This window comes from Pseudomonas sp. EGD-AK9 (genome assembly GCF_000465935.2).
GTDB lineage: Bacteria > Pseudomonadota > Gammaproteobacteria > Pseudomonadales > Pseudomonadaceae > Aquipseudomonas.
Window position 1 is genome coordinate 1 of the sequence record NZ_AVOF01000263.1, and the last position, 24,061, is coordinate 24,061.

Consider the following 24,061-nt stretch of genomic DNA (forward strand, 5'->3'; position numbering starts at 1 on the left):
GAGCGCCCGCGGTCGGCGACGACTGCGGGCTGGTTTTTCCGGCCCTGCTAGCCGCTGCGGTGCAGCCAGGCGGGGCCTTCTTTCTCACGAGGAACGCGCTATGCGTGCAATCCGACGCTACCTGCAGCTGGCGCTGGGCGCCTGGCTGGCGCTGCAGAGCAGTGCCTGGGCCAGCGACTACGTCGACGTGCTGGACCTGCCGGCCAAGCCCAGTGCGCTGGCCGTGCACAGCCCGCTGCTGGACGTCGCCCGCGCCGGCGACCGACTGGTGACGGTCGGCCAGCGTGGCCACATTCTCTATTCCGACGACGACGGCCAGCACTGGCAGCAGGCCCAGGTGCCGGTCAGCGTCGATCTCAATGCCGTGCATTTCGCCAGCCCGAGCCTGGGCTGGGCGGCGGGCAACGACGGCGTGATCCTGCACAGCGCCGACGGCGGCCTGACCTGGCGCAAGCAGCTCGATGGCCGGCAGATCGGTGCCCTGGTGCACGACCACTACAGCACCCTGGCCGCCGCCGAGCCCGAGAACGAAGAGTGGGCTGCACTGGCGGCCGAAGGCGAGCGTCTGATCGAGCAGGGGGCCGACAAGCCCTTTCTCGACCTCTGGTTCGCCGACGCCCGCAACGGTTTCGCCGTGGGCGTGTTCAACCTGATTCTCGCCACCCGCGACGGCGGCCAGACCTGGCTGCCGCTGCAGGATCGCAGCGACAACCCCATGGGCCTGCACCTGACCGCCCTGGGTTACACCGGCGATGCGCTGTACCTGGTCGGCGAGCAGGGCCTGCTGCGCCGCTGGGACGCCGCCGGCCAGCGTTTCGTCGCCCTGGACAGCCCCTACGCGGGCACCTACTTCGGCGTCATCGGCAAGCCCGGCGAGGTGCTGGTCTACGGACTGCGTGGCCACGTGTTCCGCAGCCGCGACGGCGGCCAGAACTGGCGCGAGCTCGACAGCGGCCTGCAGGTCAGCATCACCGCCGCCGCCCGCGACCGCGCCGGGCGCTACCAGCTGTTCACCCAGGCCGGGCACCGCCTGCAGGCCGAGGAGGGCAGCGCGCTGCGCCTGATCCCGCAGCAGAGCCAGTCGCCGGTGGCCGGCGCCACGCTGTCCGCCGCCGACGATCTGGTCCTGGTGGGCAGCCGCGGCGTGCGCAGCCTGTCCGGCGAATAACCCCCCAATCCGAGCGAGTACCCTGTCATGGGCAATATCAAGCAAGACACCATGCCGGTGATCCGCGATGTTCGCGATTTCGACACGAACACTGGCAACCTGCTGGAACGCATGGTGTTCAACCATCGCGTGCCGTTCATCCTGCTCATGGCGCTGGTCACCCTGGTGCTGGGCTACATGGCGGTGACCCGCCTGGAGCTGCGGCCCAGCTTCGAGAAGATGATTCCGCAGAGCCAGCCCTACATCCAGAACTTCCTGGAGAACCGGGCCTCGCTGCGCGGCCTGGGCAACTCGGTGCGGGTAGTGGTGGAGAACAGCGAAGGCGACATCTTCGACCCCGAATACCTGGAGACGCTCAAGCAGGTCGGCGACAAGCTTTTCCTCACCCCGGGCGTCGACCGCGCCTGGATGAAATCGCTGTGGAGCCCGGCGGTGCGCTGGACCGAGGTCACCGAGGAAGGCTTCCAGGGCGGTCCGGTGATGCCCGACAACTACGCCGGCAAGCCCGAGGACATCGAGCAGCTGCGGCAGAACATCGTGCGTGCCGGCATCGTCGGCAGCCTGGTGGCCAACGACTTCAAGTCGAGCATGATCGTGGTGCCGCTGCTCGACCGCGACACCGCCACCGGCCAGGGCATCGACTACCACCAGTTCTCCCAGGTGCTCGAGGAGCAGCTGCGCGACCAGATCGAATTCGCCGGCGACAGTGCCGCGCGCCAGGCCGGCGAGGAGGGCAGCGGCAAGTACAAGGTCCGCGTGATCGGCTTCGCCAAGCTGGTGGGCGATCTGATCGACGGTCTGATCCAGGTGATGCTGTTCTTCGCCCTGGCGGTGGTCAGCTCGTTGCTCATCATCCTGCTCTACACCCGCTGCATCCGCAGCACCCTGCTGGTGATCCTGTCCTCGCTGGTGGCGGTGGTCTGGCTGCTGGGCATCATCGCCTGGCTGGGCTATGCCATCGACCCCTATACCATCCTGGTGCCCTTCCTGGTGTTCGCCATCGGCGTGTCGCATGCCTCGCAGAAGATGAACGGCATCATGCAGGACATCGCCCGCGGCACCCACAAGCTGGTGGCGGCGCGCTACACCTTCCGCCGCCTGTTCGTCGCCGGGGTCGCCGCGCTGCTCTCCGATGCGGTGGGCTTCGCCGTGCTGATGCTGATCGACATCCCGGTGATCCAGGACCTGGCGATCACCGCCAGCATCGGCGTGGCCGTGCTGATCTTCAGCGCGCTGCTGCTGATGCCGGTGGCGCTGTCCTACGTCGGCGTCGGCGAGAAAGCCGCCGCGCGGGCCCTGCGCATCGATACCCGCGCCTCCCAGCACCGCGGCTTCGGCCGTCTGTGGGACCTGCTCGACCGTTTCACCACCCGCAAGTGGGCCACCGGCGCGGTGCTGGTGGCGGCCCTGCTGGGCATCGGCGGCTTTATGGTCAGCCTGCAGCTGAAGATCGGCGATCTCGACAGCGGTGCCCCGGAGCTGCACCAGGACTCGCGCTACAACCGCGACAACGCCTACATCACCAGCCACTACGCGCTGTCCAGCGACCTGTTCGCGGTGATGATCAAGACCGCGCCGGAAGGCTGCCTGAACTACCAGACCCTGGTCCTGGCCGACCGCCTGGCCTGGGAGCTGCAGCAGCACCCGTCGGTGCAGACCACGGTGTCGCTGGTCAATGCGGTGCGCCAGATCACCGCCGGCAGCTTCGAGGGCAACCCCAAGCTGGCCAGCATCCAGCGCAACCAGGACATGCTCAACTACGCGGCGCAGCAGGCCTCGGTCAACGCCCCGGAGCTGTTCAACACCGACTGCTCGCTGATGCCGGTGATCGCCTTCCTCAAGGACCACAAGGCCGAGACCCTGGACGAGGTGGTGGCCATCGCCGACCAGTTCGCCCGCAACAACAGCACGCCCGAGCGCCAGTTCCTGCTCGCCGCGGGCAGCGCCGGCATCGAGGCAGCGACCAACATCGTGGTGCGCGAGGCCAACCGCACCATGCTGCTGTACGTCTACCTGGCGGTGGCGCTGTTCTGCCTGTTCACCTTCCGCAGCTGGCGCGCGACCCTGGTGGCGCTGCTGCCGCTGATGCTCACCTCGATCCTCTGCGAGGCGCTGATGGTGGCCATGGGCATCGGCGTGAAAGTGGCGACCCTGCCGGTGATCGCCCTCGGCGTGGGCATCGGCGTGGACTACGCGCTGTACCTGCTCAGCGTGCAGCTGCACTACCAGCGCCAGGGCATGTCGCTGGCCGATGCCTACCAGAACGCCGTGGCCTTCACCGGCCGGGTGGTGGGGCTGGTCGGCATCACCCTGGCTGCCGGGGTGATTACCTGGGCCTGGTCGCCGATCAAGTTCCAGGCCGACATGGGCATCCTGCTGGCCTTCATGTTCCTGTGGAACATGCTGGGCGCGTTGATTCTGATCCCGGCGCTGTCGCACTTCCTGCTCTCGGGCAAGGGCGTGGCGCAGCCCGTCGCGCAGCCCGAGCCCAGCGCCAGCGGAGCCTAGCGATGGGCGGCGCAGCCTGGTGGCCAGGGCTGCGCCCACGCGGAATCGCAGGGTAGGCGCGGAGTTGCCCGCGATGCTTGCGGCTGAAGCCGCTCCTGCAGCGGTCGGGGGGCGCATCGACAGTTCGCCTGCACGGAGCTTTTTCGTGGCAGGCGGGGGTGGGCGGCTTGCGCCAATATCTGCAGCCTGGCCCTGGCCGGGGGATCCGCTTACCCCTGCGTCGCTCGCGTCGTTCCTGTCCCGGTACCTGTCGGCGGCTGTCTCAGCGACATGCTGCTTCCTCCTTTTATGCAACCTGCAATGAGAGCGAGGGCAGGGTGGCTGCACGTCGCTGTGGCGGGGGCCGGCTGCCACAGGTTTCTGACATTTCCCAATGGTGCGCAGCTCTTTCGGCGTCGCCGCGGTCGTGCTGTATGGTCGGATGGTATGGCAGCGCTGGCGGGCGGGGTTTACGGTGGCGGGCAGGGCATAATAAAGTACTTTGCATGCAAAGTTATCAGAGGTGTTCTGCACAAGGTTATGAGCGCAGCGGTGCGGCTTGCTAAAGTTGCAGGCCGCGCAGGCTTGAGCCAATAACAGTGAAAACAACAACGAATGAAAAAGCATCTGAATGATCAGCTGTACGAAATCATCGCCTCGAGCATCAAGAAGGGCAGGCTGAAGAAGGGCACGCTGCTGCTCGAGGGGCCCCTGGCCGAACTGTTTGGCGTCAGTCGTTCGCCCGTGCGGCAGGCGTTGCTGAGCCTGCATCAGGGTGGCCTGATCTGTACGTTCGAGGGGCGTGGCTATCTGGTCGGCAAGGAGCCGGGCGCAGTGCTCAAGCGCAAGCTCGACAGCAGCGATTTCAAGCTCAGCGAAGGTAGCACGACGACCCCCAGGAAGACGGAAACCTGGAAGTCGGTCTACGACCGTATCGAGCGCGATCTGCTGCATCAATCGCTGTTCGGCAGCTACCGCATCAACGAGCTGGAGTTGTCGCGCCACTACTCGATCAGTCGCACGGTCTCCAGCCAGGTGCTGACGCGCTTGTCGCTGATGGGGCTGGTGGAGCGGGACGAGCGTTCGCGCTGGCAGCTGACCCAGTGGGACGAGGCGCGGCTGGGCGAACTCTACGAGGTGCGTCGCCGTCTCGAACCCTACGTGCTGATGCGCGCCGCCGAGTTTCTCCGGCAGGAGCAACTGGAGGGCTACATTGATCGCCTGCACCAGGCGATGAGCGCCTATCCGAACATGGACAGCCGGCAGTTCGACGATCTGGAAAGCGACCTGCACATCGAGACCCTGGGACACTGCCCGAACCGGCAGATGCTGCAGATTCTGCGGCGGACCCACTCGCTGCTGCTGTCGGGCAAGCACATCCTGCTGGACAAGAGCTACTTTCCCGATGAGGAGCCGTTCTTCCGCGAGCACCTGAGCATCTTCGAGAATCTCTACGCCGGGCGGGCCGATCTGGCGGCGCAAAGCATGGAGGAGCACCTGGTCATCGCCGAGCGCAAGGTCAAGCAACGCATGGCGTACTTTCGCGAGCACAACCGCATCGCGGCCGTGCCCTACCTGGAGTTGCAGGACTGAAGGGCGGTCAGGTGACCGCGCCAACCTGCCACGGGACGAATTCGTTGTCCCCGTAGTTGTACTGCTCGCTCTTCGACGGCGTACCGGAGGCGACCTCGATCAGGATGTCGAAGATCTTCTCGCCGGCTTCGGCGACGCTGAGTTCGCCGTCGACGATGCCGCCGCAGTTGATGTCCATGTCCTCTTCCAGCCGGCGGTACATGTCGGTGTTGGTCGCCAGTTTGATGCAGGGCGCCGGCTTGAAGCCGGATACCGAGCCGCGTCCGGTGGTGAAGCAGATCATGTTGGCACCGGAGGCGACCTGGCCGGTTACCGACACCGGGTCATAGCCGGGGCTGTCCATGAACACGAAGCCGTGCTCGGTGATCTGTTCGCCCCATTCGTACACGCCGTTGAGCGAGCTGGTGCCGCCTTTCGCCGCGGCGCCGAGGGATTTTTCCAGGATGGTGGTCAGGCCGCCGGCCTTGTTGCCCGGCGACGGGTTGTTGTTCAACTCGGCGCCGTTGATGCGCGTGTAGTGCTCCCACCAGCTCAGGCGGTCGAGCAGCTTCTGCGCCACCTCGTGGCTGGCGGCGCGGGCGATCAGCAGGTGTTCGGCGCCGTAGATTTCCGGGGTTTCGCTGAGGATCGCGGTGCCGCCGTTGCGCACCAGCAGGTCGGCGGCATAGCCGAGCGCCGGGTTGGCGGTGATCCCCGAGTAGCCGTCCGAGCCGCCGCACTGCAGGCCCAGCATGATGTGCTCGACGCTTTCCGGGGTGCGCTCCAGGCGACCGATATTCTTCAGCATCTCGTTCACCTGCTCGATGGCGCGGGCGATGCTGGCGCGTGTGCCGCCGGCATTCTGGATGTTGAACACGCGAAAGTTCGGTCCTTCGCTGATGTTGTAGCGCTTGAGCAGCGAGGAAATCTGGTTGGTCTCGCAGCCCAGACCGATCAGCAGCGCGCCGGCGATATTGGGGTTGCAGGCGTAGCCCCAGATGCTGCGCTCGAGGAATTTGAAGCCTTCCGAATCGGTGTTGATGGCGCAGCCGCTGCCATGGGTCAGCGCCACCACGCCGTCGATGTTGTGTTGTTCGAGCAGCTCCGAGCCGTTGAAGTGCGCGGCCACCGCCCGCGAGACGGTGGCCGAGCAGTTCACCGTGGAGAGGATGGCAATGTAGTTGCGGGTGCCGACACGGCCGTCGGCGCGGCGATAGCCGAGAAAGCGCCGGCGTTGCTCGGGCGGCAGTACCGCAGTGCGCGCGATGCTGGGCGGCAACTCGTTGCTGGCGTGGTTGTTGGGCATGGCGACGTTATGCGTGTGCACGTGAGCGCCGGCAGCGATGTCCTGGCTGGCCACGCCGATGACCTGACCGTACTTGAGGATCGCTTCGCCCTTGGCAAGCGCGCGGCGGGCGATCTTGTGGCCGCTGGGGATGTCGTCGACGGCCGTCAGGGCAAGGCTCTCGACACGACTCCCGCTCGCCAGAGCCCGGCGGGCAACGGCTACTGAATCGATGTCGCTGAGGATGACCACGGGTTGATTTTGCGTGATGAGCTGCATGGCTTTCTTCTCATTGTTGTTTTGCTGAGTGGCCAGGATACTGTCAAAAATGAACATTGCGCGCAATGTTTTCGAGTGTTAAGGTCGGCGCCACATAGCCGCTCAGCGGCATACAAAAACAACAATGTGAGGCTACCCGGATGGTTCCTGTTGCCCATCGCCACCGCTCTACCGCGGCCGCTGCCAAGCGCCTGCCGCCCATGCGTCGTCCCGCCAGCCGCTGCGAATCGTCGGAGGCGCGCCATGCATAAGCTCGTCGAAGCGTACTTCACCCTGCTCAAGGTGCTCGCTGTGGTCTGCCTCGTCACCATGGTGGTGCTGGTGTTCGGCAACGTCGTGCTGCGCTACGGCTTCAACGAAAGCATCCTGATTTCCGAAGAGATCTCGCGCTGGGCCTTCGTCTGGCTGACCTTCCTCGGTGCCGTGGTGCTGCTGCGCGAACGCGGCCACATGAGCGTGGATCTGGCGCTGCGAGCACTGCCGGCGTGGGGCGAGCGCGGCTGCCTGATCCTCTCCCAGGTGTTGATGCTGGCCTGCTCCGGGCTGTTCTTCTGGGGTAGCTGGCAGCAGATGCAGATCAACTGGAACGTGCCGTCGCCGGTGGCAGGCTGGTCGATGGGGCTGTTCTACGGCTCGGGGGCGTTCTTCGGCGTATCGGCCTGTGCGATCCACCTCTACGAGATCGCCCGGCTGGCGAGCGGCGGCGAGATAGCGCGGCCGAACAATTCGCCCGAGCTGCATCAGTAACGCACGACGGCATGTCGCCGGCGTCCTGCCGGCAGGCCAACCCATAATAAGAATCGGAGTGATGTGATGGTCATCATCGCGATATTCGTAGTCTCGCTGCTGGGCGCCATGGCCATTGGCGTGCCCATTTCCTATGCGCTGATCCTCTGTGCGCTGGCCATGATGTATCACCTCGACCTGTTCGATGCGCAGATCGTCGCCCAGGGCCTGGTCAATGGCGCCGATAGCTTCCCGCTGATGGCGGTGCCGTTCTTCATGCTTGCTGGCGAGCTGATGAATGCCGGCGGTTTGTCCCGGCGCATCGTCAACATGGCCATTGCCCTGGTCGGCCATATCAAGGGCGGCCTCGGTTACGTCACCATCCTCGCGGCCTGCGTGCTGGCCAGCCTGTCGGGCTCTGCGGCCGCCGATGCCGCGGCACTGGCGGCGCTGCTGGTGCCGATGATGGTCAAGGTCGGCCACGACAAGGCCACCGCCGGCGGCCTGGTGGCGGCGTCGGGCATCATCGCGCCGGTGCTGCCGCCGTCGATCGGCCTGATCCTGTTCGGCGTGGCGGCCAACGTCTCGATCACCAAGCTGTTTCTCGCTGGCATCGCGCCGGGCTTGATGATGGGTGCTTCGCTGTGCGTCGCCTGGTACTTGATGTCCCGCCGCGAAACCCTGATCACCCGCCCGCGGGCACCGCGGCGCGAGATTGCCAAGGCCTTCTACGAGGGCATCTGGGCGCTGCTGTTGCCGGTGATCATCCTCGTCGGCCTGCGCGCGGGGATCTTCACCCCCACCGAGGCCGGCGTGGTCGCCGCGGTGTATGCGCTGTTCGTGTCCCTGGTGATCTACCGCGAGCTGACCTGGATGAGCCTGTACCAGGTGCTGGTGTCCTCGGTCATGACCACCGCGATGGTGATGTTCCTGGTCGCTTCGGCCATGGTCGCCGCCTGGATGATCACCGTGGCCGACCTGCCGAGCTCGGTGGTCGGGGTGCTGGAACCGCTGATGGACAGCCCGCGCCTGCTGATGCTGCTGATCGTGGCGATCATCGTGGTCATCGGCATGGCCATGGACATGTCGCCGATCATCCTGATCCTCGCCCCGGTGATGATGCCGGTGGCGGTGGCCGCCGGTATCGACCCGATCTACTTCGGTGTGATCTTCGTCATGACCTGCGCCATTGGCCTGATCACGCCGCCGGTGGGGCTGGTGCTCAACGTCGTTGCCGGGGTGGCGAAGATCGACTTCATCGCCACCATCCGCGGCGTGCTGCCGTTCCTGCTCGCGGAGCTGCTGGTGATCGGCCTGCTGCTGGCCTTCCCGCAGTTGCTGCTGATACCCGCGCAGTGGCTCTACTGACCGACAACTCCGTTCCCGCCGCCTGCTCGTGGCGGAGGCGAGCCGGGCGCTTCGCCCATTTCTCCTGCCATCCGTGGCTGCAATAAAAACAAGAGGAAGATGCTATGAAATTCATTCCCAAAGCCCTCACCGCACTGCTGTGTTCCTCGGCGCTGCTGCTCTCCACTGCCGGCCATGCCGCGGAGGAGATCAACCGCCACAACTTCAAGGTTGCCTTCGTCCAGGCCAAGGATCACCCGCACGGGCTGGGGGCGAACAAGTTCGCCGAGATCCTCAAGGAGAAGAGCGACGGCAAGATAAAGGTGATGGTGTTCGCCAGCGGCACCCTGGGTGGCGATGCGCAGGTGATTTCCTCGGTGCAGGGCGGCACCGTCGACATGACCCTGGTGACCCCCGGCCTGCTCTCGGGCATCGAGAAGGGCTTCGGTCTTTACGGCCTGCCGTTCCTGTTCAAGAACTCCGCCGAAGTTGACGCGGTACTTGATGGCCCGGCCGGGCAGAACCTGCTGACCAAGCTGGAGCCGCATGGGCTGATCGGCCTGGGCTACTGGGACCACGGTTTCCGCCATGTCACCAACAGCAAGCATCCGGTGCAGACGCTGGAAGACATCAAGGGCCTGAAGCTGCGCCTGCAGCAGATTCCCACCGCCATCGAGTCGTTCAAGGCGCTGGGCGCCAACGTGGTGCCGCTGTCGTTCACCGAGCTGTACACCGCCATGGAAACCCGCACCGTGGATGGCCAGGAAAACCCGCTGGCGGCTATCGAGACCTCGAAGTTCTACGAAGTGCAGAGGTACCTGTCGCTGACCGGCCACTTCTACGACCCGCTGGTGGCGATCTTCAGCAAGCGGACCTGGGACAAGCTCAACGCCACCGAGCGCGAGCTGGTGCGCAGCGCCGCCCTGGAGGCGCAGGCCTACGAGCGCAAGGTTTCCCGCGAGATGGACGTCAGCTCGCGCGAGGCGCTGGCCAAGCTGGGCATGCAGATCAACGAAGTGGCGCCGGAAGAAATCGAGCGCATGCGTGAGCAGGTGCGTCCGGCCGTCGAGAAGCTGATCGCCGACTACGGCCCCGAGCTGATGGCCGAAATGAACGCCGAAATCGCCAAGGTGCGCAGCGTTCGGTAACTCCGCTACCTGGCCGGTACGTTCCCGTGCCGGCCGCCGCCATATATGCAAGGTGGATTTTCATGACAACTATTAATGTCGGGTTCATCGGCCTCGGGTTGATGGGCCATGCCATGGCCAGCAATATCCAGAGCAAGGGCTTCGGTCTCGGCGTCATGGCGCACCGCAATCGCCAGCCGGTCGAGGACCTGGTCGGCAAGGGCGCGCGCGAGTTCGCCAATGCCGCCGAGTTGACCCGCGCAGTCGAGGTGGTGCTGCTGTGCCTGCCGGGCACGGCCGAGGTCAGTCGCATCCTGGCTGGCGAGCAGGGCGTGCTGGCGGGTCTGCGTCCCGGGCAGATCGTGGTCGACTGCAGCACCGGCGATCCGAATCGCACCGCGGACGTGGCGGCGCTGGTCGTCGCACGGGGCGGTCACTACCTGGACGCGCCGGTCAACCGCACGCCCAAGGATGCCCTGGCCGGGCGCCTGAACGTACTCGCCGGCGGCGATGCCGCCGTGCTGGAACGGGTGCGTCCGCTGCTCGAATGTTTCGCCGAGACCATTCACCACCTCGGCCCGCTGGGTTCCGGGCACAAGGCCAAGGTGATCCACAACTTCATCTCCCAGGGCAATGCCACCATCCTCGCCGAGGCCTTCTGTACCGCGGCGAAGAACGGCATCGACCTCGCCGCCTTCGCGCAAATCTGCAGCATGAGCGGCGGTTACAGTCGCACCTTCGAGCGGATCGTGCCCTATGTCCTGCGCGGCGACGACTCCGGGCAGCAGTTCGCCCTGGCCAACTGCGAAAAGGACATGCGCTATTACACCGAACTGACCAAGACCACACCGAGCACCGGCATGGTTGCCGATGCGGTGTACCAGACGTTCATGCTGGCCAAGGCGCTCGGCCACGGCGACAAGTACGTGCCGCGCCTGTTCGACGTGCTGGGCGAGATCAACGGCGTACGCGTGCGCGTCGCGCAGGAGGAGCCGGCATGAAACTGTTGCGCTACGGTCCTCCGGGCCAGGAGAAGCCCGCGCTGCTGGCCGCCGACGGCAGCCTGCGCGACCTGAGCCAGCAGGTGCTCGACATCAGCCCGCGTACGCTGGAGCGCAAGGCGCTCGACGAGCTGCGCGCGCTGGATCCGGCCAGCCTGCCGCGGGTCGAGGGCGAGGTGCGCATCGGTGCGCCCATCGCCAATATCGGCAAGCTGGTGTGCGTCGGCTTGAACTACGCCGATCACGCCAAGGAATCCAACCTGCCGGTGCCCAGCGAACCGGTGCTGTTCATGAAAGCCACCAGTGCGATCTGCGGGCCGAACGATAGGGTGATCATTCCGCGCGGCTCACAGAAGACCGACTGGGAAGTGGAGTTGGGCATCGTCATTGGCCGCCGGGCGCACTATGTCGAGCGCGAGCAGGCGCTGGAGCATGTGGCCGGCTACTGCATCGTCAACGATGTGTCCGAGCGCGCCTTCCAGCACGAACGCGGCGGTTCCTGGGACAAGGGCAAGGGCTGCGACACCTTCGCGCCGATCGGCCCGTGGCTGGTCACGGCCGACGAGATCGCCGACCTGCGCGACCTGGACCTGCGTTTGAGTGTCAACGGCGAGCTGCGTCAGCAGGGCAACACCCGCACCATGATCTTTGCCGTCGACGAGATCGTCAGTTACATCAGTCAGTTCATGACCCTCAACCCCGGCGACGTGATCTGCACCGGTACCCCGCCGGGCGTCGGCGCCGGCATGCAGCCGCCGCAGTTCCTCAAGCCCGGCGACCGCATGCGCCTGAGCATCAGCGGCCTCGGCGAACAGTGCCAGGACGTGGTGGCCTGGCAGCGTTGAACATTGGGCGGCGCCTGTCGCCCCCGTACCTGAACGAGATGAGGTTTGAACATGCAACGACGCCTGTACCCAGGGCGCGATTTTCGCCGTGCGCTGAATATTGACGAGTTGCGCGAGATGGCGCGCCGCCGGCTGCCGAACTTTTCCTTCGAGTACGTCGAGGGCGGCGCCGATGACGAGGTGACGCTCAGGCGGAACCGCAGCGTATTCGAGGGCATCACCCTGCAGCCGCGTACGCTGGTCGATGTCGGCCAGCGCGACCTTAGCTGTCGTTTCTTCGAGCGCCCCGCGAGCATGCCGTTTCTGATCGGGCCGACCGGCTTCAACGGCCTGCTGACCGATCGTGGCGATTGGCACCTGGCCCAGGCAGCCAGCCGTGCCGGTATTCCCTTCGTGCTGAGCAATGCGTCCACCATCGCCATCGAAGAGATCGCTGCCATCGACGGGGTGCGTGCCTGGATGCAAATTTACCTGTACCGCACCCGCCAGCACGTTGCCGATCTGGTGGCGCGCTGCAAGGCGCTGGAACTGGAGGCCATAGTGGTCACCACCGACAGTGCGATTCTCGGCAATCGTGAATGGGATCGGCGCAACTACCGTCGGCCGCTGAAGCTCGACTTGCGCAATGCCTTGGACGTCGCGGCCCATCCCGGCTGGGTCTGGGATGTGCTGGTACCCCATGGCGTACCGCGTTTCAAGAACCTGGGCAATCTGTTGCAGCCAGGACAGGACTCGGTGAAAGGCGCGGCCAGCGCCATCGGCCAGGAGTTGGACGCCACCCTGAGCTGGCAGGACATCGCCTGGTTGCGCGACCTGTGGCCCGGCAAGTTGATCGTCAAGGGCCTGATGCACCCGGACGATGCGCCCCAGGCGATCAAGTACGGCGTCGATGGCGTGGTGCTGTCCAACCATGGCGGCCGCCAGCTCGATGGCGCAGTGTCGGCCATGGAGGTGCTGCCGCTCATCGCGCGGCAGCTCAAGGGGCGCGTTAGCGTGTTCCTCGATGGTGGCTTCCGCCGCGGCACGGACATTCTCAAGGCACGTCTGTTGGGCGCCGATGGGGTGTTCCTGGGGCGTGCGGGTCTGTATGGCCTGGCCGCGGGCAAAGGCCCGGGGGCCAGTCACGCGATCGAGATTCTGCGTAGCGAGATGGACCGCTCCCTGGGGCTGCTGGGCTGCAGCAGCCTGGAGGAGCTGACGCCCGATCTGATCCACGACCCCATCTGGCGCGGCTTGGCCGAAGCCATTCGTCGCTAGTTTTCCAACTGCCTCGCATCCACCCACGAATCTTCGGGTGCGAGGCAGCTTTTTATGACCTGCCATCCTTTGGTAGCCACCCTCCGGGGGCGTTGTACACCACGTTGAAGATGGCTCCCGGCTATTTTTTATTCCGCTGACCTTCATGTTTTCGCAGCCCGGGTGCAATCCGGGGCAGCCCATCGCCCGACAAGCCTACGTATTAGGTGTCGATACGCCGAGCCAGCTTGTGTAGGAACGGTCGGGCGAAGAATCGAGTTCGCGGATAAGTCCGCTGCTACAGGGGCACAAGCCCATAAAAAACGCCGCGACCCTGCAAGGGCATCGCGGCGTTTTTCTAACCGATCGGAGCAATCAGAACGGCCAATCGCTGCCGGCCTCGTTGGCCGCGGTACGCAACGCCGCCAGCACATCCTCCGGCAGCTCCAGCCCCTGCTCGAAGGCCTTCGTCCGGCGCGCGATGCCGGCGTGACCCGGCATGCGCACCGGGCTCTGTGCCACGCGCGGGCGGCTTTCCAGGCAGGCTGCAACGAAGTGATCCATCTCCGCTTTCAGCTCCTCGACGCCGCCGAAGAAGGCCGGGTCGAAGGTCAGCACGGTGACGGCGGCGCCCCATTGCTTGACGCCGTCCTTGCGGCCGAAGCCGCCCAGGCCGGCGGTCAGCGCTTCCACCAGGGTCCCGAGGGCGAAGCCCTTGTGGCCGAACTCCAGGCTGCCCAGGGGCAGGATGGCGCCCGGTGGCGTGGCGAAGAAGGTCGCGGTGTCGCGCGTTGGCTGGCCGTCCTGGTCGATCAGCGCCGCATGTTCCAGCTGGCCGCCGGCCTGGTGGGTCTTGTTGACCAGGCCGTTGGTGATGGTCGACATGCTGACGTCGATAAGCACCGGCTTGTCCCCGGTGGGGATGCCGATGCCGAGCGGGTTCGGCGTGTACACCGGGTCCAGCCCGCCGTGCGGCGCCACCGAGGCGACCGCCGGGTCGGAGGTGAGCACCAGGGGGATTAGGTTTTGCTCGGTGTAGCGTTGCAGGTAGGCGGCCAGGCAGGCGATATGGTGCGAGCGGCGGATGCTGGCGACGCCGATGCCGAAGGTGCGCGCGGCCCGGGCGGTGAAATCCAGCGCCTGTTCCACGCAGTAGGGGCCGAGCAGGTAGTCGGCGTCGTAGAGCACCACCGCCGGGCTCTGGCGCACGACCTGCAGGCTGGCGGCCTGGCCTTTGGCGTGGCCGCTGCGCAGATCGCGCAGATAGCCCTGGGCCAGTTTCACGCCGTGTGTGTGGTGGCCGAGCAGGTCGCCTTCCACCAGCACCCGGCTGACCACGCTGGCCACTTCCGGGCTAACGTCGGCGTGGAGGAACAGTCGCTCGACGAAGCGTTCGAGTTGTTGCGGGGCGATACGGCTCATTCGATGGCTTCCTTGGTCGGGGGGAGGGCGCCGGGGTAGCGTGTGCGCCAGAGCTTGGCGAGCAACGGGAACAGGGCGATCAGCAGCACCAGCAGCGCCAGGCCGATGCTGATCGGCCGTTCGACAAAGGCCAGCAGGTTGCCGTCGGCCTTGATCATCGAGGTCATGAAGTTGGTTTCCAGGATGTTGCCCAGCACCAGGCCGAGAATCGCCGGGGCGATGGGGAAGTCGGCGCTGGCGATCAGGTAGGCGGCAACGCCGCAGGCCAACATGATCCAGACATCGGTGAGGCTGTTGTTGATGGCGAAGGCGCCGACGATGCAGAAGCACAGGATGATCGGCATCAGCACCCGGGTCGGCGTCACGGCGAACACGTGGGCACCGCGGATCGCCAGGTAGCCGATGGGCAGGAGGATCAGGTTGGCGACGAAGAAGGCGGTGAACAGGCCGTAGGCCATGGCGCTGTTGTCCATGAAGATGGTCGGGCCGGGGTTCATGCCCTTCATGTACAGCACGCCGATGACGATGGCGGTGATCGAGTCGCCGGGGATGCCGAACACCAGGGCGGGCACCCAGGCGCCGGCGACCGCCGAGTTGTTCGCCGAGCTGGCGTCGACCAGCCCCTCGACGTGGCCAGTGCCATAGACTTCGGGTGTCTTCGAGCGCTTCTTGCTCAGCGCATAGGCGATCCAGGCGGCGATGTCGGCGCCGGCGCCCGGCAGGGAGCCGATGAAGGCGCCCAGGCTGCTGCCGCGAATCACGTTCTTCCAGTAGCGCCTGAGATGGCCGGGAACCTTGCCGAACACGCTGCCGTGCTGCGGGGCGATGCTCTGCGCCGGGCGTTCGCCGTCTGCCCTGGGCAGGCTGTAGAGCTTCATCACCTCGTACATGGCGAAGAAACCGATCATCACCGGGATGAAGTTGATGCCGCCCATCAGATCCGGCACATCGAAGGTGAAGCGCGGGGCGCCGGTGACCAGATCCAGGCCGACGGTCGCCAACAGCAGGCCGACCATCAGCGACAGGAAGCCCTTGGTCGCCGAGCCCTGGGAGATGAACACAGCGCTGCCGAGACCGAGCACGGCCAGCCAGAAGTACTCGAAGGAGCTGAAATTGAGAGCGAATTCGGCCAAGGACGGCGCGATCATCACCAGCACCAGGGTGCCCACCAGGCCGCCGATCACCGAGCAGGTGACGTTCAGCCCTAGGGCCTCACGGGCGCGCCCCATGCGGCCCAGGGCCGCGGAATCACCGACATAGGCCGCCGAGGCGGGGGTGCCGGGGATGTTCAGGTAGGTGCCGGGGATGTCGCCGGCGAAGATGGCCATGGCCGCGGTGGTGATGATCGCCGCGATGGCGGCGGTCGGTTCCATGGCGAAGGTGATGGGCACCAGCAGGGCCACGGCCATGGTCGCGGAAAGCCCGGGAATGGCGCCGACGAAGACCCCGAACAGGGCCGCGAGCAGGATCACCAGGAGCGTCTGGAAGTTGAAGACGAGCAGGATGCCGTCCAGTAGTGCGTTCATGCGTGGCTCCTTAAAAACCTAGGGGCCCGACGGGCAGGGGAACTTTGAGCAAATGTCCGAAGGAATAACTGATCACCGCGGTGGCCACCACGCTGACCGCGATGGCGGGCAGCACGCGTACGCCACGCTGGATCAGCAGCACCAGCATGATCAGCAGCATCATCGGGGCGGCGCCGAGGGTCTCGCTGAAATAGATGTAGGCCACGACCAGGGCGCAGGGCAGCAGCACGGCGAAACTGGACGGGGCGATGGTCGCGGCGACACGCACGGCGGCGCCGTTGGTGCGCAGTTGGCGCAGGGCGCCGAGGCTCAACAGGGTTCCGCCGCCGGCCATGCCGATGGCAATCAGGGTGGGGAACAGATCGGCACCGTAGCGCATGCCGGGCACCGCGGGGAATTCGCGGGCCAACAGCCAGACGGCAATGCCTAGAGCGACGAAAATCACGCCGAATACGAGGTCTTTCATGGTGCTGTCTCATCCAGCCGGGCAAAACGGTCGACGCCCCGGAGGGGGCGTCGAGGCGGGCAGGGGGTTATCTCTTCATGCCGATCTTTTCGATGATGCCCCCCATGTAGGCGTTGTTTTCCTCGAGGAAGGCGCTGAAGTCGGCGGCGTTGCGCCACTCCATGCCGAAGCCGAGTTTGCGCATGTAGTCCTGGTACGTCGCGGAGTTGTAGGCTTTCTCCAGCGCCGCTTCGAGCTTGGCGACGATTTCCGGCGGCAGGTTCTTCGGCCCGGCGACGCCGCGCCACTCGCCCAGGGAGTAGTCGCTGCCCAGGGTTTCCTTGAGGGTGGGGATATCCGGGAAGGCCGGATTGCGCTCCGGCGAGAGGATCGCCAGGCCCTTGGCCTTGCCCGCCTCAATCATCGAGCGGGCTTCCGGTACCGAGGTCGGCACCAGCTGGATGCTGCCGGCGGCCAGTTCGACCATGGCCGGTGCGGCGCCCTGGCTCGGCACGAAGGTGATCTTCTGCGGGTCGATGCCCTGTTCCAGCAGCAGGCCGGAGAAGGCCACGTGCCAGATGCCGCCCAGACCGGTGCCGGACGCCTTGATGGTGCCCTTGGGTTCGTTGCGGATGGTGTCGAGTAGTTCGTCGACGCTGTTGTACGGCGCATCCGCTGCCACCTGGACGCCCGGATAGTCGTAGTTGGTCATGGCGATCGGGGTGAAGTCCTTGTAGGTCAGCTTGGTCAGCCCCTGCCAGTGCATCATGTTCAGTTCGCCGGTGATGAAGCCCAGGGTGTAACCGTCGGGCTTGGCGGTGGTCATCACGCTGTGGCCGACCACGCCGTTACCGCCGGCCCGGTTGACCACGTTGATGGTGACGCCCAGTTCCTGTTCCAGCGCTGCGGCGATGCCGCGCGCGGCGGCGTCGCTGCCGCCGCCTGCCGCCCAGGGCACGATCAGCTGGATGGGTTTTTCCGGGTAGGCAGCCATGGCCATGGGCGAGATGAACAGCGCGGAGAGCAGCAGGGATTTCAAGGTACGGCGCGAGGCGCGCACAGCCTGGTAGGAAAGCATGACAGTCACCTGTTGAAATTATTGTCAGTGATCGCCGCGGCGCAGCAAGGCGTCCGCCGGCGATAACCCGTGCCGAAGGGCAGGGCATGGGAGCAAGCTATTGTCTGACAAGTCCGACTGTCTAATGAGGCTTTGTCATCGACTCATAACGAACGGTTATCTGGCTTCATCGAGGGTCTGGCGCAGGGCTGCGCAGAACTGCTCGGCATTGCTCGACAGCGGCTCGTCACGGCGGCGAATCAGACCGTAGCCCAGCGAGGGCGTCTGCAGCGGGGGCTGCAGCAGAACCAGTTGGCCGAGGGCGACTTGCTGTAGGACGATGGCCTCGGGCAGCAGGGCCAGGGCCGGGCTGTGATGCAGCAGGTGCAGGCTCGACTGCACGGAGGCGGTTTCCACCCGATTGACCGGGAAGGCGATGCCGGCATCGGAGAAGGCCTGCTCGATCATCCGGCGCAGCGGCGTGTGCGGCGGATAGACCACCCAGGGCCACTGCTCCAGGTCGCGCGCTGCCGGCGCCGCCTCGCGAGCCAACGGATGGCTCGGGTCGGCGCAGAGCAGGAACGGCTCGCTGGCCAGTTCCTGGTACTCGAAGTGTTCCTGCTGGCGGGGTTCGGTGAAGCGGCCGATGACCAGGTCAAGCTGCTTGTGCAGGAGCATCTGCAGCAACTGGTCGCTGGTGTGTTCGAGCAGTTCGATGGTCAGCAGGGGGCGCTGCCGTTTCAGGCGCAGCAGGGTTTGCGGCACCACCTGCGCGGTGGCGGCGAAGATCGCCCCGATGCGCAGGTGGCCGTAGCCGCCGTGGCGCAGGGCATTGAGCTCCTGGGCGAAGTGCCGGCAGTCGTTCAGCGTGCGCCGGGCGAAGGCGATCACCACCTGGCCGAGTTCGGTGGCCACCAGTTCGCGCGGTTGGCGCTCGAACAGGGGGAAGTCGAGCAACTGCTCGATCTCGCGCAGCATCTTGCTCACCGCCGGTTGGCTGAGGCCCATCTGCTGCGCGGTGGCGTGCATGTTGGCGGTATCGGCGAGGGTCTCGATCAGTTGCAGATGGCGCAGGCGCAGCCAGTTGTGCATGGCGGGAAGCTTGCTCAGGCTCACGGGTACGGGACTCCCTGGAGAGGTGGGCGATAACCAGCGTGTATCGGGCGCTGAGGATTCGTCATTGGTCGGACGCGCGAACGCTTGGCTATGGTCGCACAGCACCGGCCGTGGCCTCCATTGATGGATGCGCGGCGGCCGCCCTTATCGACCACTGAAGAGTTCCGCCATGGCCCGTCCGCTGATTCTCACCCCCGACAACACGCTGCCCGAGGATGGCCTCGCCGGCACCCTGCTGGCGCGCATCTGGCTGCCTGCGGCCGTCCCCGGGCCGGCGCCCGTGCTGCTGCGCGAGGAGGGCGTGTTCGACCTCAGCGCGCTGTCGCCGACCCTGGCCGGCCTGTGCGAGCTCGACGACCTGCTGGGCCGCTTGCGCTCGCTGCAGGCGCCGCGCATCTGTAGCGTCGAGGAACTATTGGCCAACAGCGGCAGCGTGCGCGACCCACTGTTTCCCAGCCTGCTGGCGCCGGTGGATCTGCAGGTGATCAAGGCTGCGGGCGTGACTTTCGCCGCGAGTATGGTCGAGCGGGTGATCGAGGAGCGCGCCGGCGGCGACCCGCAGCGCGCCGAAGAGATCCGCGAACAGGTCCGCGCGGTGATCGGCGACAACCTGCGCAGCATCGTGCCGGGCTCGGCAAACGCCGCGCGACTGAAGGCCCTGCTGCTGGAGAAAGGCCTCTGGTCGCAGTACCTGGAAGTGGGCATCGGCCCGGATGCCGAGGTATTCACCAAGGCGCCGGTACTGGCGGCCATGGGCAGCGGCATGGACATCGGCATCCACCCGGGCTCGGCGTGGAACAACCCCGAGCCGGAGGTGGTGCTGGTGGTCAACAGCCAGGGGCAGGTGCTCGGCGCCACGCTCGGCAACGACGTCAACCTGCGCGACTTCGAAGGCCGCAGCGCGCTGCTGCTGAGCAAGGCCAAGGATAACAACGGCTCGTGCGCCATTGGCCCGTTCATCCGCCTGTTCGATGAGGGCTTCGGCATCGACGACGTGCGCAACTGCGAGGTGGATCTGCGCGTGGAAGGCGAGGACGGCTTCGTGCTCAACGGCCGCAGCAGCATGAACCAGATCAGCCGCGACCCGCTGGATCTGGTCGGGCAGACGCTGAACGACAACCACCAGTACCCCGATGGTTTCCTGCTGTACCTGGGTACGCTGTTCGCCCCCACCGAGGATCGCGATCAGCCGGGCAACGGCTTCACCCACAAGCTGGGCGATTGGGTCAGCATCAGCAGCCGCCAACTCGGCGGATTGCACAACCGCGTGCAGCACAGCAGCGCCCTGGCGCCCTGGCGTTTCGGCCTGCTGGCGCTTATCGACAACCTGGCGCGACGCCAGCGGTTGTAGGGTGTGTCGCAGGCGCCGATTAGCCCAGTAGCCCGGATGAAATCCGGGGCATCTGCCGCGCCCTTACTCCTCGGCCAGTGCCTGCTGCTCGCTGCGCAAATGCTCCAGCAACAGCGCGGCCAGCGGCGACAGGTTGCTGCCCCGGCGATGGATGATGGCACAGGGTTCGTTGCGCGCCTGCAGCTCCAGCGGCAGGCGGCGCAGCAGGCCGAAGCCCTCGCTGGAGCAGGCGATGGAGTGCGGCATCACCGCCACCAGCTGCGGATCCTCCTGAAGCAGGCTGAGCATGGTGAAGGTCGAGGAGGTTTCCAGTGGGTAGCGCGGGAATTCCAATCCGGCCTCGCCGAACTCGCGCTCCAGCACCGTGCGCATCGGCGTGCCGGTGGGGTAGACCACCCAGCTGCAGGTGCCCAGCTCGGCCAGGCTCAGCGCCGGGTTGTGCTGTTGCGGGTGCTGCGGGCTGGCCACCAGCGCCAGGCGCTCCGGGTGCAGGCTCAGGCTCTCGTAGGCATCCGGGTTCTGGCTACCGCTGGTGCGGGCGATGGCCAGATCGAGCCGGCCCTCGTCGAGCAGTTTGAGCAGGCGCGGGCTGATGTCCTCGACGACCTGCACCGAAATGTCCGGCTGCACCTGCCGCAGCCCGGTGAGTGCACGCAGCACCAGTGGCACCGAGCCGGCAATGGTGCCAACGGCCAGGTGTCCGCCATGCCCTTGCAGGATGCCCTGCATTTCCTCGTGCAGATGGGCCAGATCGTTATGGATCAACCGGGCGTAGCGGATCACGCAGCGCCCCAGCTCGTTGGCTTGCAGGCCCTGGGCGCTGCGCACGAACAGCGGCAAACCGAAGGTCGTTTCGATCTCGTGCAGGGCCTTGGTGGCGCCGGGCTGGCTGATGGCGATGCGTTCGGCGGCGCGGTGCAGCGTGCCCAGTTCGTCGAGGGCGATCAGCAGGCGCAGCTGGCGGATACGCAGGCGCGAAACGATGTGACTCAGTGGCGGCAGCATATGGGATGACGAAAAGTTATCACCTAATCAGAAGCTTTCATTAGGCAGCACTCCGGGCAGTTTTTAAAGTGCCCGCCAGCAAGCCGCAGTGGCGGCGAACAAGAACAACGGGAGTAATGCGATGCGGCTGATTCAGTTTGAAAGCGAACAGGGCCAACGTCAGGTCGGCGTCGTCGGTGGCGAGCGCATCAGCGTGGTCAAGGGCGTTGCCAGCACCCGCGAGCTGGCGCTGCAGGCGATCCGCAACGGTCATGGCCTGATCGTCGAGATCGAGCGCCTGGGCGTCGAGCCCGGCCCGCTGTACGTCGAGCTGCTCGAGCAGCGCCGCGTGCTGGCGCCGCTGGATCATGCCGACCCGGCGCACTGCCTGGTGTCCGGCACCGGCCTGACCCACCTGGGCAGCGCCTCGACCCGCGACAAGATGCACCAGCAGGTCGAAGCGCAGCAGGCTGAAGGCAAGCTCACCGACACCATGCAGATGTTCCAGTGGGGCATGGCTGGCGGTCGCCCGGCCGCAGGCATCGCCGGCGCGCAGCCGGAGTGGTTCTACAAGGGCGACGGCAGCATCGTGGTGCGCCCGGGCGAGGACTTCCCGGTGCCCGATTTCGCCGAGGACTTCGGCGAGGAGCCGGAACTCACGGGCCTGTATGTGGTTGCCGACGACGGCCAGCCGTATCGCGTTGGCTTCGCCCTGGGCAACGAGTTCTCCGACCACGTGGTCGAGCGCAAGAACTACCTGTACCTGGCCCATTCGAAGCTGCGCTTCTGCGCCTTCGGCCCGGAAATGCTGATCGGCGAGCTGCCGCGTCACCTGTCCGGCATCAGCCGCATCCGTCGTGGCGGACAGGTGCTGTGGGAGAAGGAGTTCCTTTCCGGCGAGGACAACATGTGCCACAGCCTGGAAAACCTCGAATACCACCACTTCAAGTACCACCAGTTCCTGCGTCCGGGCGACGTCCACGTGCACTTCTTCGGCACCGCGACCCTGTCGTTCGCCGATGGCGTCAAGGCGCAACCGGGCGACACCTTCGAGGTCAGCCTGGACGCCCTGGGCGAGCCGCTGCGCAACGGCATCCGCGTGCAGGCGCCCGGCATCGCCGTCGGGGGGGTGCGCGCGCTGTAACGTCGGACCGGTCCGCGTCCTCACGAGGGGCCGGGCCGCTTCTCTCCAGTACTCGTCCGGCAACCGCATAGCCGGTTGCCAACCCTCGGCCCACCAGGCCGGGGGCTTACCCATTGATCCAATACCGGTGGCGTCAGCGCCGCCGCTTCCCCTGGCAGGAGAACGCCATGCTGAATCTGATTGGTCACAACTACATCGGCGGCGAGCGCCGCGCCGCCGGCAGCATCGAGCACAAGAGCTTCGACGCCAGCAGCGGCGAAGCGCTGCCCTATGCCTTCATTCAGGCCACGCCCGACGAGGTGGCTGCCGCTGCCCAGGCCGCAGCTGCAGCCTACCCGCAGTTTCGCAACCTGTCGGCCGTGCGCCGCGCCGAATTCCTCGAAGCCATCGCCGACGAGATCGACGCCCTCGGTGACGACTTCGTCGCCCTGGTGACCCGCGAGACCGCCTTGCCGGCGGCCCGCATCCAGGGCGAGCGCGGCCGCACCAGCGGGCAGATGCGCCTGTTCGCCAAGATGCTGCGGCGTGGCGACTTCTACGGCGCGCGTATCGACCGCGCCTTGCCGGAGCGCCAGCCGCTGCCGCGCCCGGACCTGCGTCAGTACCAGATCGGCGTCGGCCCGGTCGCGGTGTTCGGTGCCAGCAACTTCCCGCTGGCGTTCTCCACCGCCGGCGGCGATACCGCTTCGGCCCTGGCCGCCGGCTGTCCGGTAGTGTTCAAGGCGCACAGCGGGCACATGGCAACCGCCGAGTGCGTGGCCGATGCGATCATTCGCGCCGCGGACAAGACCGGCATGCCCAAGGGCGTGTTCAACATGATCTTCGGCTCCGGCGTCGGCGAGGCGCTGGTCAAGCACCCGGCGATCCAGGCCGTCGGTTTCACCGGCTCGCTCAAGGGCGGCCGTGCCCTGTGCGACCTGGCCGCCGCTCGCCCGCAGCCGATTCCGGTGTTCGCCGAGATGTCCAGCGTCAACCCGGTGGTCATCCTGCCTGGCGCGTTGCAGGCACGTGGCGCCAGCGTGGCCAAGGAACTGGCCGGCTCCGTGGTACTGGGCTGTGGCCAGTTCTGCACCAAGCCCGGCCTGGTCATCGGCATCCGCAGTGCCGAGTTCAGCGAATTCGTCGCGCAACTGAGCGACGCCATCGCCAGCCAGCCGGCGCAGACCATGCTCAACGCCGGTACCCTGCGCAGCTATGCCAATGGCGTGGCGCAACTGCTGGGCCATGCCAGGGTCAGCCGCCTGGCTGGCAACGAGCGGGCCGGCAACCAGGCGCAGCCGCAGCTGTTCAAGGCCGACGTGAGCATGCTGTTCGAAGGCGATCATCTGCTGCAGGAAGAAGTCTTCGGGCCGACCACCATCGTGGTGGAAGTGGCCGATAGCGTCGAACTGACCCGCGCGCTGCAAAGCATGCACGGGCAACTGACCGCCACCCTGATCGCCGAACGCAACGACCTGCTGGCCCATCGCGGGCTGCTTTCACTGCTGGAAGAGAAGGCCGGTCGCGTGCTGCTCAACGGCTACCCGACCGGCGTCGAGGTGTGCGATTCCATGGTGCATGGTGGGCCCTACCCGGCGACTTCCGATGCCCGTGGTACCTCGGTCGGCACCCTAGCGATCAATCGCTTCCTGCGCCCGGTGTGCTACCAGAACTACCCGGACGAGGTGCTCCCCGAAGCCCTGCAGGACGCCAACCCGCTGGGCATTCAGCGCCTGGTGGACGGCGTTGCCAGTCGCGCGGCACTGAACTAGGCCGTAACGGCCAGCCAAACGATGCTGCGCCAGCCATGGTGCGGCGTTGTCAGTGGCGGCGCCTGCGCGCCGCCGATTCCCCACCTGTCGAAGATAAGAATAAAGAGATGACAATGCTCATGTGCCATACCCCCCTGTTCGTTGCCTGCAGCCTGGCCGCCGGAATCGCCGCGCTACCCGGCGTCACCCACG

19 protein-coding genes are annotated in these 24,061 nt (G+C 66.1%); 12 read left to right on the forward strand and 7 right to left on the reverse strand.

Going from position 1 to position 24,061, the window contains the following annotated elements; translation table 11 throughout:
• Nucleotides 1–100: 100 nt before the first annotated feature.
• The 3 genes from N878_RS13245 (at nucleotide 101) to N878_RS13255 (ending at nucleotide 5,248) form a co-directional block, all read left to right on the forward strand.
• Complete coding sequence (locus tag N878_RS13245; protein WP_021444134.1) at nucleotides 101–1,168, forward strand: YCF48-related protein; 1,068 nt, start codon at nucleotides 101–103, stop codon at nucleotides 1,166–1,168.
• A gap of 27 nt (nucleotides 1,169–1,195) precedes the next feature.
• Nucleotides 1,196–3,676, forward strand: a complete 2,481-nt coding sequence (locus N878_RS13250; RefSeq protein ID WP_021444135.1) for an RND family transporter — start codon at nucleotides 1,196–1,198, stop codon at nucleotides 3,674–3,676.
• Between the two features lie 594 nt (nucleotides 3,677–4,270).
• Nucleotides 4,271–5,248: a GntR family transcriptional regulator gene (locus N878_RS13255; protein WP_021444136.1), complete on the forward strand. Its 978-nt coding sequence runs from the start codon at nucleotides 4,271–4,273 to the stop codon at nucleotides 5,246–5,248.
• 7 nt (nucleotides 5,249–5,255) lie between these two features.
• Here N878_RS13255 and N878_RS13260 read toward each other — a convergent pair whose 3' ends face one another.
• Complete coding sequence (locus N878_RS13260; protein ID WP_031303145.1) at nucleotides 5,256–6,791, reverse strand: UxaA family hydrolase; 1,536 nt, start codon at nucleotides 6,789–6,791, stop codon at nucleotides 5,256–5,258.
• A gap of 243 nt (nucleotides 6,792–7,034) precedes the next feature.
• Between N878_RS13260 and N878_RS13265 the strand changes: the two genes are divergently transcribed.
• The 6 genes from N878_RS13265 (at nucleotide 7,035) to N878_RS13290 (ending at nucleotide 13,094) form a co-directional block, all read left to right on the forward strand.
• Nucleotides 7,035–7,538, forward strand: a complete 504-nt coding sequence (locus tag N878_RS13265) for a TRAP transporter small permease (protein WP_021444138.1) — start codon at nucleotides 7,035–7,037, stop codon at nucleotides 7,536–7,538.
• Nucleotides 7,539–7,604: 66 nt separating this feature from the next.
• A complete protein-coding gene (locus tag N878_RS13270) occupies nucleotides 7,605–8,885 on the forward strand; it encodes a TRAP transporter large permease subunit (protein WP_021444139.1) in 1,281 nt (426 codons plus the stop codon).
• A 104-nt stretch (nucleotides 8,886–8,989) separates the two neighbouring features.
• On the forward strand, nucleotides 8,990–10,012 hold the full coding sequence (locus N878_RS13275) for a TRAP transporter substrate-binding protein (RefSeq protein WP_021444140.1): 1,023 nt from the start codon (nucleotides 8,990–8,992) through the stop codon (nucleotides 10,010–10,012).
• 62 nt (nucleotides 10,013–10,074) lie between these two features.
• On the forward strand, nucleotides 10,075–10,992 hold the full coding sequence (locus N878_RS13280; protein WP_031303146.1) for an NAD(P)-dependent oxidoreductase: 918 nt from the start codon (nucleotides 10,075–10,077) through the stop codon (nucleotides 10,990–10,992).
• Nucleotides 10,989–11,837, forward strand: a complete 849-nt coding sequence (locus tag N878_RS13285; RefSeq protein WP_021444142.1) for a fumarylacetoacetate hydrolase family protein — start codon at nucleotides 10,989–10,991, stop codon at nucleotides 11,835–11,837. Before N878_RS13280 ends, N878_RS13285 begins: the two co-directional genes overlap by 4 nt.
• A gap of 51 nt (nucleotides 11,838–11,888) precedes the next feature.
• The gene (locus N878_RS13290) at nucleotides 11,889–13,094 is read left to right on the forward strand and encodes an alpha-hydroxy acid oxidase (RefSeq protein ID WP_031303147.1); all 1,206 of its coding nucleotides are present in this window, start codon (nucleotides 11,889–11,891) and stop codon (nucleotides 13,092–13,094) included.
• A 354-nt stretch (nucleotides 13,095–13,448) separates the two neighbouring features.
• Here the strand turns inward: N878_RS13290 and N878_RS13295 are convergent, their stop codons facing one another.
• The 5 genes from N878_RS13295 to N878_RS13315 form a co-directional block, all read right to left on the reverse strand.
• A complete protein-coding gene (locus N878_RS13295; RefSeq protein ID WP_021444144.1) occupies nucleotides 13,449–14,495 on the reverse strand; it encodes an Ldh family oxidoreductase in 1,047 nt (348 codons plus the stop codon).
• On the reverse strand, nucleotides 14,492–16,021 hold the full coding sequence (locus N878_RS13300; RefSeq protein ID WP_021444145.1) for a tripartite tricarboxylate transporter permease: 1,530 nt from the start codon (nucleotides 16,019–16,021) through the stop codon (nucleotides 14,492–14,494). Before N878_RS13300 ends, N878_RS13295 begins: the two co-directional genes overlap by 4 nt.
• Nucleotides 16,022–16,031: 10 nt before the next feature.
• Nucleotides 16,032–16,487: a tripartite tricarboxylate transporter TctB family protein gene (locus N878_RS13305; RefSeq protein WP_021444146.1), complete on the reverse strand. Its 456-nt coding sequence runs from the start codon at nucleotides 16,485–16,487 to the stop codon at nucleotides 16,032–16,034.
• A gap of 67 nt (nucleotides 16,488–16,554) precedes the next feature.
• Entirely contained in the window at nucleotides 16,555–17,544 is a 990-nt protein-coding gene (locus N878_RS13310) for a tripartite tricarboxylate transporter substrate binding protein (protein WP_021444147.1), read from the reverse strand.
• Nucleotides 17,545–17,700: 156 nt separating this feature from the next.
• Nucleotides 17,701–18,639, reverse strand: coding sequence for a LysR family transcriptional regulator (locus N878_RS13315; protein WP_021444148.1), 939 nt, complete (start codon nucleotides 18,637–18,639; stop codon nucleotides 17,701–17,703).
• Nucleotides 18,640–18,808: 169 nt separating this feature from the next.
• Here N878_RS13315 and N878_RS13320 point away from each other — a divergent pair, with 169 nt between their 5' ends.
• Nucleotides 18,809–19,990, forward strand: a complete 1,182-nt coding sequence (locus N878_RS13320; protein ID WP_021444149.1) for a fumarylacetoacetate hydrolase family protein — start codon at nucleotides 18,809–18,811, stop codon at nucleotides 19,988–19,990.
• Between the two features lie 63 nt (nucleotides 19,991–20,053).
• On the opposite strand, the gene N878_RS13325 is transcribed toward N878_RS13320, so the two are convergent.
• Nucleotides 20,054–20,995 (reverse strand): LysR family transcriptional regulator, encoded by a 942-nt coding sequence (locus N878_RS13325; protein WP_021444150.1) that lies wholly within the window; start codon nucleotides 20,993–20,995, stop codon nucleotides 20,054–20,056.
• Nucleotides 20,996–21,116: 121 nt separating this feature from the next.
• Here N878_RS13325 and araD1 point away from each other — a divergent pair, with 121 nt between their 5' ends.
• Both araD1 and N878_RS13335 read left to right on the forward strand, forming a co-directional pair.
• Nucleotides 21,117–22,118, forward strand: a complete 1,002-nt coding sequence (araD1, locus tag N878_RS13330; protein ID WP_021444151.1) for an AraD1 family protein — start codon at nucleotides 21,117–21,119, stop codon at nucleotides 22,116–22,118.
• A 167-nt stretch (nucleotides 22,119–22,285) separates the two neighbouring features.
• Complete coding sequence (locus tag N878_RS13335; protein WP_021444152.1) at nucleotides 22,286–23,869, forward strand: aldehyde dehydrogenase (NADP(+)); 1,584 nt, start codon at nucleotides 22,286–22,288, stop codon at nucleotides 23,867–23,869.
• Nucleotides 23,870–24,061: the final 192 nt, after the last annotated feature.

Bases quoted from the DNA above. Each gene is read 5' to 3' on its own strand.
- N878_RS13310 (WP_021444147.1), bottom strand. From the start codon at position 17,544: ATGCTTTCCTACCAGGCTGTGCGCGCCTCGCGCCGTACCTTGAAATCC.
- N878_RS13305 (WP_021444146.1), bottom strand. From the start codon at position 16,487: ATGAAAGACCTCGTATTCGGCGTGATTTTCGTCGCTCTAGGCATTGCC.
- N878_RS13260 (WP_031303145.1), bottom strand. From the start codon at position 6,791: ATGCAGCTCATCACGCAAAATCAACCCGTGGTCATCCTCAGCGACATC.
- N878_RS13265 (WP_021444138.1), top strand. From the start codon at position 7,035: ATGCATAAGCTCGTCGAAGCGTACTTCACCCTGCTCAAGGTGCTCGCT.
- N878_RS13245 (WP_021444134.1), top strand. From the start codon at position 101: ATGCGTGCAATCCGACGCTACCTGCAGCTGGCGCTGGGCGCCTGGCTG.
- araD1 (WP_021444151.1), top strand. From the start codon at position 21,117: ATGCGGCTGATTCAGTTTGAAAGCGAACAGGGCCAACGTCAGGTCGGC.
- N878_RS13290 (WP_031303147.1), top strand. From the start codon at position 11,889: ATGCAACGACGCCTGTACCCAGGGCGCGATTTTCGCCGTGCGCTGAAT.
- N878_RS13275 (WP_021444140.1), top strand. From the start codon at position 8,990: ATGAAATTCATTCCCAAAGCCCTCACCGCACTGCTGTGTTCCTCGGCG.
- N878_RS13255 (WP_021444136.1), top strand. From the start codon at position 4,271: ATGAAAAAGCATCTGAATGATCAGCTGTACGAAATCATCGCCTCGAGC.
- N878_RS13280 (WP_031303146.1), top strand. From the start codon at position 10,075: ATGACAACTATTAATGTCGGGTTCATCGGCCTCGGGTTGATGGGCCAT.
- N878_RS13335 (WP_021444152.1), top strand. From the start codon at position 22,286: ATGCTGAATCTGATTGGTCACAACTACATCGGCGGCGAGCGCCGCGCC.
- N878_RS13325 (WP_021444150.1), bottom strand. From the start codon at position 20,995: ATGCTGCCGCCACTGAGTCACATCGTTTCGCGCCTGCGTATCCGCCAG.
- N878_RS13295 (WP_021444144.1), bottom strand. From the start codon at position 14,495: ATGAGCCGTATCGCCCCGCAACAACTCGAACGCTTCGTCGAGCGACTG.
- N878_RS13300 (WP_021444145.1), bottom strand. From the start codon at position 16,021: ATGAACGCACTACTGGACGGCATCCTGCTCGTCTTCAACTTCCAGACG.
- N878_RS13285 (WP_021444142.1), top strand. From the start codon at position 10,989: ATGAAACTGTTGCGCTACGGTCCTCCGGGCCAGGAGAAGCCCGCGCTG.
- N878_RS13270 (WP_021444139.1), top strand. From the start codon at position 7,605: ATGGTCATCATCGCGATATTCGTAGTCTCGCTGCTGGGCGCCATGGCC.
- N878_RS13250 (WP_021444135.1), top strand. From the start codon at position 1,196: ATGGGCAATATCAAGCAAGACACCATGCCGGTGATCCGCGATGTTCGC.
- N878_RS13320 (WP_021444149.1), top strand. From the start codon at position 18,809: ATGGCCCGTCCGCTGATTCTCACCCCCGACAACACGCTGCCCGAGGAT.